The organism is Pseudomonas sp. RGM 3321 (assembly GCF_022836805.1).
Lineage (GTDB): Bacteria > Pseudomonadota > Gammaproteobacteria > Pseudomonadales > Pseudomonadaceae > Aquipseudomonas.
Window position 1 is genome coordinate 80,687 of record NZ_JALHBH010000103.1, and the last position, 11,448, is coordinate 92,134.

An 11,448-nucleotide genomic window follows, 5' to 3' on the forward strand; every position below is an offset into this window, starting at 1 on the left:
CGTGGCAAGCAACCAGAAACAAGCGCGTACAGACCCAACGTATTTGACGAGAGTGGATATGAGCAAGCGAGCCTTTAACTTCTGCGCAGGTCCTGCTGCGCTTCCTGAAGCTGTTCTGCTGCGTGCCCAGGCGGAACTCCTCGACTGGCACGGCAAAGGCCTTTCCGTCATGGAGATGAGCCACCGCAGTGACGAGTTCGTCTCCATTGCCACCAAGGCCGAGCAGGATCTGCGCGATCTGCTGTCCATCCCCTCCAATTACAAAGTGCTGTTTCTGCAAGGCGGCGCGAGCCAGCAGTTCGCGCAGATTGCGCTGAACCTGCTGCCGGAAAACGGCAAGGCCGATTACATCGATACCGGCATCTGGTCGCAGAAGGCTATCGACGAGGCATCGCGCTATGGCACGGTCAACGTCGCCGCCAGTGCGAAACCTTACGACTACTTTGCCATTCCCGGTCAGAACGAGTGGAAGCTGTCCAAGGATGCTGCCTACGTTCACTACGCGCCAAACGAAACCATTGGTGGTCTGGAATTCAACTGGATTCCCGAAACTGGCGACGTGCCGCTAGTTGCCGACATGTCTTCGGACATCCTCTCGCGCCCGGTGGATATCTCGCGTTTCGGCATGATCTACGCCGGTGCCCAGAAGAACATTGGCCCGAGCGGCGTTGTGGTGGTGATCATTCGCGAAGACCTGCTGGGTCGCGCACGCTCGCTGTGCCCGACCATGCTCGACTACAAGGTCGCCGCCGACAACGGCTCGATGTACAACACGCCGCCGACTCTCGCCTGGTACCTGTCGGGGCTGGTCTTCGAATGGCTGAAGGAGCAGGGCGGTGTCGAGGCAATCGGCAAGCGCAACGATATCAAGCAGCGCACGCTGTATGACTTCATCGACGCCAGCGAGCTGTACAGCAACCCGATCAACAAGCCTGATCGCTCGTGGATGAACGTGCCGTTCCGTCTGGCTGACGATCGCCTCGACAAGCCTTTCCTGGCCGGTGCCGATGCAAACGGCCTGCTCAACCTCAAAGGCCATCGCTCGGTGGGCGGCATGCGTGCGTCCATCTACAACGCGGTCGATATCAACGCGGTCAACGCGCTGGTGGCCTACATGAAAGATTTCGAGAAGGAGCACAGCTGATGTCCGAGCAAGAACTCAAGGCGCTTCGCGTCCGTATCGACAGCCTCGATGAGAAAGTTCTGGAACTGATCAGCGAGCGTGCCCGCTGTGCCCAGGAAGTGGCCAGGGTCAAGATGTCCTCGCTGGCTGAAGGCGAAGTGCCTGTGTTCTATCGTCCGGAGCGCGAAGCTGCAGTGCTTCGGCGAGTCATGGAACGTAATCGCGGGCCGTTGAGCAATGAAGAAATGGCGCGTCTGTTCCGCGAAATCATGTCTTCCTGCCTCGCGCTTGAACAGCCGCTCAAGGTCGCCTATCTCGGCCCTGAGGGTACGTTTACCCAGGCCGCCGCGATGAAGCACTTCGGGCATGCAGTCATCAGTCTGCCGATGGCTGCGATTGACGAAGTGTTTCGTGAAGTGGTTGCCGGCGCCGTGAATTTTGGCGTGGTCCCGGTGGAAAACTCTACTGAAGGCGCGGTCAACCACACGCTCGACAGCTTTCTTGAACACGACATGGTCATCTGTGGCGAAGTCGAGTTGCGTATCCACCACCATTTGCTGGTGGGCGAAAGCACCAAGACGCAAAGCATCACGCGCATCTATTCCCACGCTCAGTCGCTGGCCCAGTGCCGCAAATGGCTGGATGCCCATTATCCGAATGTCGAGCGCGTCGCCGTTGCCAGCAACGCCGAAGCCGCCAAGCGGGTCAAGGGCGAGTGGAACTCGGCGGCCATCGCTGGCGATATGGCAGCAGGTCTGTATGGTCTGACGCGTCTTGCAGAAAAGATCGAAGATCGCCCGGACAACTCCACGCGCTTCCTCATCATCGGCAATCAGGAAGTACCGCCGACCGGCGATGACAAGACCTCGATCATTGTGTCGATGAGCAACAAGCCGGGTGCGCTGCACGAGCTGCTGGTGCCGTTTCACGAGAGTGGTCTGGACCTGACACGCATCGAAACCCGCCCGTCGCGCAGTGGCAAGTGGACCTACGTGTTTTTCATCGACTTCGTCGGCCATCACCAGGACCCGCTGGTCAAGGCCGTGCTGGAAAAAATCAGCAGTGAAGCCGTTGCCTTGAAGGTGCTGGGTTCCTACCCGAAAGCGGTTCTTTGAGGGCGTTGTACATGATCCGTTTGTTTGTTGTCTTGTCGGGCTGTCAGGTGTGTTCGCGTGGTTGATGTAATTTCGGAACACCCGGCCCGGCCGTTGATCGGTCGTCTGGTGGTCGTTGGGCTTGGGCTGATCGGCGGCTCCTTTGCCAAGGGCGTGCGCGAAAGCGGCCTGTGCCGCGAAGTCGTCGGCGTCGATCTTGATCCGCAGTCGCGAAAGCTGGCAGTCGAACTGGGCGTGGTGGATCGCTGTGAAGCTGATCTTGCCGTGGCCTGTCGTGGCGCCGACGTGATTCAGCTGGCGGTGCCGATTCTGGCTATGGAAAAGCTCCTGGCGCTGCTTGCACCGCTGGATCTGGGTGACGCAATTCTCACCGATGTCGGCAGCGCCAAAGGCAATGTGGTCAGCGCTGCGCGCCAGGCGTTCGGCCATATGCCGTCACGTTTTGTGCCCGGACATCCGATTGCCGGGTCCGAGCAGAGCGGCGTTGAAGCGTCCAATGCGGCGCTGTTCAGGCGTCATAAGGTTATTCTGACCCCGCTGGCTGAGACTGATCCTCAAGCGGTGAAGATTGTTGACCGGCTGTGGTCTGCCTTGGGCGCCGATGTCGAGCACATGCAGGTCGAACGTCACGATGAGGTGTTGGCTGCAACCAGCCATCTGCCACATTTGCTGGCATTCGGTCTGGTCGACTCACTGGCCAAGCGTAATGAAAACCTCGACATATTCAGGTATGCCGCTGGCGGCTTCCGTGATTTCACGCGTATCGCAGGCAGCGATCCGACCATGTGGCACGACATCTTCATGGCCAATCGGCAAGCAGTACTGCGCACGCTGGACAGCTTTCGTACGGATCTCGACGCCTTGCGCGACGCGGTAGATGCAGGCGACGGCGCACAACTGATGGACGTGTTCACCCGCGCTCGCGCAGCCAGGGAGCACTTCGGCAGAATTCTGGCCAGTCGTGCCCGGGTCGATACAGCGTCTGGCGACCATCGTGAGGTTCGCGGCGGGCCTGCGGATAGTGTGAGCCACCACATCAAAGGGCCGGTCGATGTCATGTCTGCGGTGCTGTTCATGGTGGCGACGTCGATCAGCGAAGGGTGCGACTTGCTGCTCGAGGACGTTCCGGTCAGTTCCCCTTGTGCGGGGGCGATCGATATCCTGCGCCTGATGGGCGGCGACATCGTGCTGCAAAATGTCCGCAAACTGGCGAGCGGAACGGTCGCGGACCTGCATGTCCGCTCCGCCCGGCTGAAAGGGGCTGATATTCCTGAAGCGCTGGTGCCGTTGGCGATCAATACATTTCCGGTGCTGCTTGTTGCCGCAGCGTGTGCAGAAGGGCGTACCATTCTGCGCGGCGCACAGGCGCTGCAAGCCGACGAGTCAGAGTGCGTCAGGCTGATGGCCGATGGTCTGCTGGCTCTGGGTATCGAGGCCGAGCCTGTGCTGGATGGCATTATTATCGAAGGCGGTGTGCCAGGTGGCGGCGAGGTTGATGCTCGCAGCGATCAGCGTATCGTCATGGCGTTTCGCGTTGCATCGTTGAGGGCTTCGGCGCCCATCCGTATTCAAGCGTGCGCGGATGCCGCCGCATCGTTTCCCCATTTTCTGGCGCTGTGCGCTCAAGTTGGCATGCGTGTAGCGCAAGAGGACAAAAAGTGAAAATCAAAGCTCCCGTTATCACCATCGACGGACCCAGCGGTTCCGGAAAGGGCACTGTAGCCGGATTGCTGGCCAGAAAACTCGGCTGGTGCCTGCTTGATTCCGGTGCGTTGTATCGCCTGCTGGCTTTTGCCGCGCGCAATCATGGCGTCGACCTGACCAATGAGGAAGCGCTCAAGCTTCTGGCCGCTCATCTGGATGTGCAGTTCGAAGCGACTGCGGCAGGGCAGGGGCAGCGCATCATTCTGGAAGGCGAGGATGTCACCCACGCCATTCGCAACGAGCAGGTAGGCAGCGGCGCGTCGCAGGTGGCTTCGCTGCCGGCGGTGCGCGACGCCTTGTTGTTGCGCCAGCGCGCTTTTCAAGAGGAGCCGGGCCTTGTTGCGGATGGTCGCGACATGGGCACCGTGGTGTTCCCGGATGCGCCACTGAAGATATTCCTCACTGCCAGTGCCGAGGAACGTGCGCGCAGGCGTTACTTGCAGTTGAAGGCCAAGGGCGATGATGTTAGTCTGTCGAGTCTGCTAGATGAGATATGTGCACGCGACGAGCGTGACACCCAGCGAGCGGTAGCACCGCTGAAGCCGGCGCACGACGCCATACAGCTGGATTCCACTGAATTGTCCATCGAGCAGGTGCTGGAACGCATTCTGAGCGAAATCGCGCTTCGCGGTATCGCCGGATGACGAAGAAGCGTGTGGGAGACCAGTCATAGTCCCGCAGGCTTTCTTTTATTTGAACGAAACCCACGTTGTCTGGAGCGTGGCAGATGGGCGTATTCTTCGCCCTTGATCAACAGGAATTAAAATGAGCGAAAGCTTTGCAGAACTTTTTGAAGAAAGCCTAAAGACCCTCAACCTTCAGGCTGGTTCGATCATCACCGCTATCATCGTGGATATCGACTACCAGGCAGGTTGGGTTACGGTTCACGCCGGTCTGAAATCTGAAGGCCTCATCCCGCTGGAACAGTTCCACAACGACGCTGGCGAGCTGACCATCAAGATCGGCGATGAAGTTCACGTTGCGCTGGACGCGGTCGAAGATGGCTTTGGCGAAACCAAGCTGTCCCGCGAAAAAGCCAAGCGTGCCGAGTGCTGGATCGTTCTGGAAGCGGCTTTCGCAGCTGAAGAAGTGGTCAAGGGCGTTATCAACGGTAAGGTTAAAGGCGGCTTCACTGTCGACGTTAACGGCATCCGTGCGTTCCTGCCTGGTTCTCTGGTTGACGTCCGCCCTGTGCGTGACACGACTCACCTGGAAGGCAAAGAGCTCGAGTTCAAGGTCATCAAGCTGGACCAGAAGCGCAACAACGTTGTCGTTTCCCGTCGCAGTGTCCTGGAAGCCGAGAACAGTGCCGAGCGCGAAGCTCTGCTCGAGTCCCTGCAAGAAGGTCAACAGGTCAAGGGTATCGTCAAGAACCTCACCGATTACGGCGCATTCGTCGATCTGGGTGGCGTCGATGGCCTGCTGCACATCACCGACATGGCCTGGAAGCGCATCAAGCATCCATCGGAAATCGTCAACGTTGGCGATGAGATCGATGTAAAGGTCCTGAAGTACGATCGCGAGCGCAATCGTGTTTCCCTGGGTCTGAAGCAACTGGGTGAAGATCCATGGGTTGCTATCAAGGCTCGCTACCCGGAAAGCACCCGCGTTACCGCGCGTGTTACCAACCTGACCGACTACGGCTGCTTCGCAGAGCTGGAAGAAGGCGTGGAAGGCCTGGTACACGTTTCCGAAATGGACTGGACCAACAAGAACATCCACCCTTCGAAAGTCGTTCAGGTTGGCGACGAAGTGGAAGTCATGGTTCTGGACATCGACGAAGAGCGTCGTCGTATCTCCCTCGGCATCAAACAGTGCAAATCCAACCCATGGGAAGATTTCTCTGGCCAGTTCAACAAGGGCGATAAAATCTCCGGCACCATCAAGTCGATCACCGATTTCGGTATCTTCATTGGTCTGGACGGCGGCATCGACGGCCTGGTACACCTGTCCGACATCTCCTGGAACGAAGTGGGCGAAGAAGCCGTACGTCGCTTCAAGAAGGGCGACGAGCTCGACACAGTGATCCTGTCTGTTGATCCTGAGCGTGAGCGCATCTCGCTGGGTATCAAGCAGCTGGAAAGCGATCCGTTCTCCGAGTACGTCACTGTCAATGACAAGGGCGCTATCGTTCGCGGTATCGTTAAAGAAGTTGACGCCAAAGGCGCCATCATCACCCTGGCCGACGACATCGAAGCGACCCTCAAAGCCTCCGAAATCAGCCGTGACCGCGTTGAAGACGCGCGTAACGTTCTGAAAGAAGGCGAAGAGATCGAAGCCAAGATCATCAGCGTTGACCGCAAGAGCCGCGTAATCAGCTTGTCCATCAAGTCGAAAGATGTTGAAGACGAGAAAGAAGCCATTCAGAGCCTGCGTAGCAAGCCTGAAGTCGCTGAAAGCACTGGTCCTACCACCATTGGTGACCTGCTGCGCGCGCAAATGGAAAAACAGAACTAAGTTCTGCTTGACCACAAAAAAGGACGACTTCGGTCGTCCTTTTTTTTTCTGCTGTTCAGGCTTTACAGGCTCTTGTTTCAGGGACGTCGGCACAGGCACTGCCCAAGCTGCCAAATGTCCTCAGTGGCCTCTCAGGCCGTCTCTATTCTTCGAATGCTTCAGCTCCCTTCCGATAGGTCTCGCCTGTAATGTGGGTGTAATCTTTTCATGCCTGGTAGACAGTGTTGAACATAAGTCAATAGATGGGCTGTTCAAATTCATCCGGTCATGCTAAAACCTTCCAAGCGCTGATCTAGCTGCTTGAAAAAGAAGGGAAAAATATGACGAAGTCGGAGTTGATCGAACGAATTGTCACCCATCAAGGGCTGCTCTCATCCAAGGATGTCGAGCTGGCCATCAAGACCATGCTTGAACAAATGTCCCAGTGCCTGGCGACCGGTGACCGAATCGAAATTCGGGGTTTTGGCAGCTTTTCGCTGCACTACCGTGCACCGCGAGTAGGGCGCAACCCGAAGACCGGCCAGTCGGTCAGTCTCGACGGCAAGTTTGTCCCGCATTTCAAACCGGGCAAAGAGCTGCGGGATCGGGTCAATGAGGATGAAGAAGAGGGCTTTTGAAGCCATTTACCACAGGATCACCAGATGCGTATCTTCAAACGAGTCATTTTGATCGTCGCCGTGTTGCTTGCTGTTTTGGCAACAACCGTGTTCGTGCTTGAAAACCGGCAATCTGTCGCGGTAACTTTTTTCGGCTGGTCAGCGCCTCAGCTTCCGTTGGCATTGCCTGTTGTCCTCGCTCTGCTGCTGGGCATGGTTATCGGTCCGGTGCTGACATGGATATCCAGTCTTCGCAAAAAACGTACGCCTTCCTCTCGATCCGTCTGAGCAGCGCTGATCACGCGTCGCCGCAGGCATTTCTGGCGACGTAATATGCGCATTCTCCACGCCTTTGTAGCCCATCGAATGGCATGCGGCGTTTCTAGGCTGGCGTGTAATTCACGCTTATCGTCGGTATTCTTCAAAAAATCGGACTTATAATTCTGTCAGTTTATTCTTCTGTTGTACGAAGAGTAGTTACTTCAGTGTGTAGGATTAATCTCTTTTTTAATTCAGGTGCCCATTCTAAAGGGGTAGCCGGTTATCTTCTTTAGCAGCGTCGATTGCTGCTGTCCTGACCGCTTTGTGTCAAGTCTTGAAAATAAGCCTTTCACGTGCAGAATGCGCCGAAACTTACTGTTCAGATCCGATGCCGGATGTTGCAAACATCAAGTATAGGCTGGCAAGAAAAGGTAACTGCATGTCTTATCCGGAAATCATTCATCACGGTGCTGTCGATACGGTAACGGGCTCATGCCATCAGCTGTGCATGGATGCCTCGAGTAACCTGTTGATCGACTGCGGCTCGGTGCAGGAGCGCGGTGAGCGTGCCGCCTCGTTCGGGTTCGATCCCGAGACCATCAGAGCGCTGTTGGTCACCCATGTGCACAATGACCATGTCGGGCGTATCCCCGAGTTGCTGGCTTCTGGCTACAAGGGACCCATACTGTGCAGCGAGCCCAGCGCCCATCTGCTGCCACTGGTCATGGAAGATATTCTGAAGATCGAATTTGCGCATGACCCCGAACAAATACAGCGTTACCTGGAGCTCATCAACAAGAGAATCATCGCGCTGCCGTTCGATAACTGGTTCAGTCTGGTCAATCACGAAACATTGCACTGCCGGGTTCGTCTGCAGCGTGCTGGACATATACTCGGTTCTGCCTATATCGAGTGCGATCTGCAATACCCTGCGCAAGAGCGTTCCCTGCGTGTAGTGTTCTCCGGTGATCTGGGAGCAAGTCATACGCCGTTTCTGCCAGCCCCCAAGCCCCCGGAACGCGCGGATGTTCTGATTCTGGAAAGCACTTACGGTGATCGTCTTCACGAGGATCGCAGCATTCGCCAACAGGCACTTGAGCAGATCATAGACAAGGCACTCGAAGATAACGGCACCGTTCTGATACCGGCGTTCAGCATCGGCCGTACTCAGGAATTGCTCTACGAGCTGGAGGACATTCTGCGGCGCAAAATGCCGTTGAATCATTCTGCGGAAAACAGTGTGCTCCCGTCTGGAGGTGAAATACCGCCTGCCGATTGGTCAAGGTTGCCGATCATTCTTGACTCGCCTCTGGCGAGCCGCTTCACGAAGGTCTATCAGGCATTCGAAGACTATTGGGATGAGGATGCCCGGCTAAGACTCGATGTCGGCAGAAAGCCGCTGGGCTTCGAGCAACTGATCACCGTCGATACGCATGAGGAGCACCTGCGTACCGTCAACTACCTGACCAGCACTGCGCGTCCGGCCATCGTGATTGCCGGCAACGGCATGTGCGCCGGAGGCAGAATTGTCAATTACCTGAAAGCCATGCTGGGCGACGCCAGGCATAACGTGGTGTTTGTCGGTTATCAGGGCAAGGGCACACCCGGTGCAGCCATTCAGTTGCACGGTCCTTCGGGTGGCTATGTCGAACTGGATCGTGAACGCTTTGATATCCATGCAGGGGTTCATACGGCCAAAGGCTACTCCGCCCATGCGGATCAGGCCGAACTTGTCGGTTTCGTCACGGGCATGAAAGAGTGGCCTGTGCAGATTCGACTGGTGCACGGCGAGGCAACTGCGAAAAAGGTGCTGGGGAATATTCTGGGTCGTAAATACGCGCTTGAAAAAAGAACTGTAGAGCTGCTTATTCCTTGATAGGCGAGCGCGCTAGTTATCGGTTGAAGGCGTAATTGAATTTTCAAGGTGTGCACCTGGCCCTGGTTAATGTAAATCACCTGCGTCCCATACTGGAGGCCGGAGGGTCACTGATGCAGGTATTTATACAGTTGATTCAGGTGCACTGCCGAAAAAGGGTTTTTTACGCCGACGGGAAAGTTATAAAATGGATTGAAGATATTTCAGTTGTCAAAAAGCGTCACATACGGAATATTTGGCCAATTTTGAAGGGCGTTCTTGCATGAGCGGTGATGTTGCATTGGTTGCAATAACAGGTGCGACAGGTTTCGTGGGCAGTGCTGTTGTGCGCCGATTGATCGAGCGCACCGGTCATTCTGTTCGGGTTGCGGTGCGGGGTGCCTATACCTGCTCTTCAGAACGCATCAAGGTTGTCAGCGCACAGTCGCTGGCCCCGGATAACCACTGGTCTGATCTTGTAACCGGGGCGCATGTGGTTATTCATTGTGCTGCCCGGGTCCATGTACTCAATGAGACCGCTGACGAACCGGATCAGGAATACTTTCGCGCCAATGTCACTGCGACGCTGAATCTTGCCGAGCAAGCCGCAGCTGCGGGAGTCAGGCGCTTCATCTTCCTCAGCTCCATCAAGGCCAACGGTGAGTTTACCCATCCTGGTTCGCCGTTCAGAGCCGACGATCCATGTAACCCGCTGGATGCTTATGGCGTTTCCAAGCAGAAAGCCGAGGAGGGGCTACGCGAGCTGTCTGCCCGAACCGGTATGGAAGTTGTGATCATTCGTCCGGTTCTGGTCTACGGCCCAGGGGTCAAGGCTAACTTCAAGAGCATGATGCGCTGGCTCGACAAGGGGCTGCCGCTTCCGCTTGGGTCCATCAATAATCTTCGAAGCCTGGTGGCGGTGGATAATCTGGCTGATCTGGTCATGATCTGTGTCGATCATCCTGCTGCCGCTGACCAGACATTTCTGGTCAGTGATGGGGACGATCTGTCCACCGCCCGGCTTCTGCGTGAAATGGGCAAGGCCCTCGGAAAACCGGCCCGCTTGCTGCCGGTGCCTGCAGGGCTGCTGAAAAGCGCTGCAGCATTACTTGGCAAGAAAGCCTTCTCCCAACGGTTATGCAGCTCGCTGCAGGTCGACATCAGTAAAACCTGTACGATGCTGGACTGGCATCCACCTGTGAGTATTGAACACGCCATGCAGGATACTGCTCGATATTATCTGGAACACGACAAGCATGATTGAGTGGCTGTCAGTAATTGCTATTGCCTTTGTGTCTCTGCTTCTGACGGCGTTGCTACGCAAGTATGCCCTCGCCAGAAGTTTGATCGATATTCCAAATGCCCGCAGCTCACATTCCATACCTACACCCAGGGGCGGTGGCGTTTCCATCGTCGTTGCCTTTGTCATGGCGATGGCAATTCTGGCCTGGGTAGGGCATCTGTCTGCATCGGTTTTTTTCGCAGTTGTTGGCTCGGGAGGACTGGTCGCCGTGATCGGTTTCATGGACGATCATGGGCACATCGCTGCACGATGGCGCCTGCTGGGACATTTTCTTGCCGCTGCCTGGGCCTTGTTCTGGCTCGACGGGCTCGCTCCGGTTGACATCCTGGGGTGGACATTCACTCCCGGTGCTGTCGGCCAGGTACTCGCAGCGTTCTACCTGGTATGGATGTTGAATCTTTATAACTTCATGGACGGCATCGACGGTATCGCCGGTATCGAGGCAGTTACGGTGTGTCTGGGCATGAGCATCATTTATGCGCTGGGTGATTATGTCGGGCTGTCGTGGGAGGTGCTTCTGCTTGCCGCCGCCGTTGCCGGTTTCCTCTACTGGAACTTTCCGCCAGCGAAGATATTCATGGGCGATGCAGGCAGCGGATTTCTCGGAATAGTGCTCGGTGTGCTATCCATTCAGGGTTCCTGGGCCTCGCCTCAGTTACTCTGGTCCTGGCTGATTGTGCTGGGTGTGTTTATTGTCGACGCCACGGTAACGCTTGTCCGGCGTCTGTTGCGCAGAGAAAAGCTCTACGAGGCCCATCGCAGCCATGCGTATCAGTTCGCGTCACGTCATTACGGCAGGCATTCGCCGGTCACGCTGACTGTGGGGCTGATCAATCTGGTCTGGCTGCTACCTATAGCGATGTGGGTAGCGTTGGGCGATGGCGAAGGGCTGATATGGACGGTAATTGCTTACGTCCCCCTTGTATTACTGGCGCTCAGGTTCCGCGCCGGTGAGGCGGAAATCGGGTAACGAAGCGGTTTTCTGGTTGTCTCAGACCCGTGGCTGTTTCACAAATACCGGTTTGAGGTGATAT

At 56.4% G+C, this 11,448-nt stretch carries 10 protein-coding genes; all 10 read left to right on the plus strand.

Translation table 11 applies throughout. The annotated features are described in order from the left end of the window. Positions 1-58 precede the first annotated feature (58 nt). The 10 genes from serC (at position 59) to RGM3321_RS10005 (ending at position 11,384) form a co-directional block, all read left to right on the plus strand. Positions 59-1,144 carry a 3-phosphoserine/phosphohydroxythreonine transaminase gene (gene serC / locus RGM3321_RS09960; protein WP_244392923.1) on the plus strand — a complete coding sequence of 362 codons (1,086 nt, stop codon included), beginning with the start codon at positions 59-61 and terminating at the stop codon, positions 1,142-1,144. Further along, positions 1,144-2,238, plus strand: a complete 1,095-nt coding sequence (gene pheA / locus RGM3321_RS09965; protein WP_002554565.1) for a prephenate dehydratase — start codon at positions 1,144-1,146, stop codon at positions 2,236-2,238. Before serC ends, pheA begins: the two co-directional genes overlap by 1 nt. Positions 2,239-2,295: 57 nt before the next feature. Continuing rightward, entirely contained in the window at positions 2,296-3,900 is a 1,605-nt protein-coding gene (locus RGM3321_RS09970) for a prephenate dehydrogenase/arogenate dehydrogenase family protein (protein ID WP_244392924.1), read from the plus strand. Continuing rightward, positions 3,897-4,586, plus strand: a complete 690-nt coding sequence (gene cmk / locus RGM3321_RS09975; RefSeq protein WP_002554563.1) for a (d)CMP kinase — start codon at positions 3,897-3,899, stop codon at positions 4,584-4,586. Before RGM3321_RS09970 ends, cmk begins: the two co-directional genes overlap by 4 nt. Before the next feature lie 121 nt (positions 4,587-4,707). Continuing rightward, positions 4,708-6,399: a 30S ribosomal protein S1 gene (gene rpsA, locus RGM3321_RS09980; protein ID WP_002554562.1), complete on the plus strand. Its 1,692-nt coding sequence runs from the start codon at positions 4,708-4,710 to the stop codon at positions 6,397-6,399. Between the two features lie 320 nt (positions 6,400-6,719). Further along, the gene (gene ihfB, locus RGM3321_RS09985) at positions 6,720-7,016 is read left to right on the plus strand and encodes an integration host factor subunit beta (RefSeq protein WP_002554561.1); all 297 of its coding nucleotides are present in this window, start codon (positions 6,720-6,722) and stop codon (positions 7,014-7,016) included. 24 nt (positions 7,017-7,040) lie between these two features. Then, the gene (locus tag RGM3321_RS09990; protein ID WP_244392925.1) at positions 7,041-7,283 is read left to right on the plus strand and encodes a lipopolysaccharide assembly protein LapA domain-containing protein; all 243 of its coding nucleotides are present in this window, start codon (positions 7,041-7,043) and stop codon (positions 7,281-7,283) included. Between the two features lie 412 nt (positions 7,284-7,695). Continuing rightward, complete coding sequence (locus tag RGM3321_RS09995) at positions 7,696-9,132, plus strand: MBL fold metallo-hydrolase (RefSeq protein WP_244392926.1); 1,437 nt, start codon at positions 7,696-7,698, stop codon at positions 9,130-9,132. Between the two features lie 262 nt (positions 9,133-9,394). Beyond that, positions 9,395-10,375 (plus strand): SDR family oxidoreductase, encoded by a 981-nt coding sequence (locus RGM3321_RS10000; RefSeq protein ID WP_244392927.1) that lies wholly within the window; start codon positions 9,395-9,397, stop codon positions 10,373-10,375. Further along, positions 10,368-11,384 carry a glycosyltransferase family 4 protein gene (locus RGM3321_RS10005; protein ID WP_244392928.1) on the plus strand — a complete coding sequence of 339 codons (1,017 nt, stop codon included), beginning with the start codon at positions 10,368-10,370 and terminating at the stop codon, positions 11,382-11,384. Before RGM3321_RS10000 ends, RGM3321_RS10005 begins: the two co-directional genes overlap by 8 nt. The last annotated feature ends 64 nt before the right edge of the window (positions 11,385-11,448 follow it).

What these genes read in the sequence shown, in the direction of transcription:
- serC (WP_244392923.1), top strand. Translation starts at nt 59, where the DNA reads ATGAGCAAGCGAGCCTTTAACTTCTGCGCAGGTCCTGCTGCGCTTCCT.
- pheA (WP_002554565.1), top strand. Translation starts at nt 1,144, where the DNA reads ATGTCCGAGCAAGAACTCAAGGCGCTTCGCGTCCGTATCGACAGCCTC.
- rpsA (WP_002554562.1), top strand. Translation starts at nt 4,708, where the DNA reads ATGAGCGAAAGCTTTGCAGAACTTTTTGAAGAAAGCCTAAAGACCCTC.
- ihfB (WP_002554561.1), top strand. Translation starts at nt 6,720, where the DNA reads ATGACGAAGTCGGAGTTGATCGAACGAATTGTCACCCATCAAGGGCTG.
- RGM3321_RS09990 (WP_244392925.1), top strand. Translation starts at nt 7,041, where the DNA reads ATGCGTATCTTCAAACGAGTCATTTTGATCGTCGCCGTGTTGCTTGCT.
- RGM3321_RS09995 (WP_244392926.1), top strand. Translation starts at nt 7,696, where the DNA reads ATGTCTTATCCGGAAATCATTCATCACGGTGCTGTCGATACGGTAACG.
- RGM3321_RS10000 (WP_244392927.1), top strand. Translation starts at nt 9,395, where the DNA reads ATGAGCGGTGATGTTGCATTGGTTGCAATAACAGGTGCGACAGGTTTC.
- RGM3321_RS10005 (WP_244392928.1), top strand. Translation starts at nt 10,368, where the DNA reads ATGATTGAGTGGCTGTCAGTAATTGCTATTGCCTTTGTGTCTCTGCTT.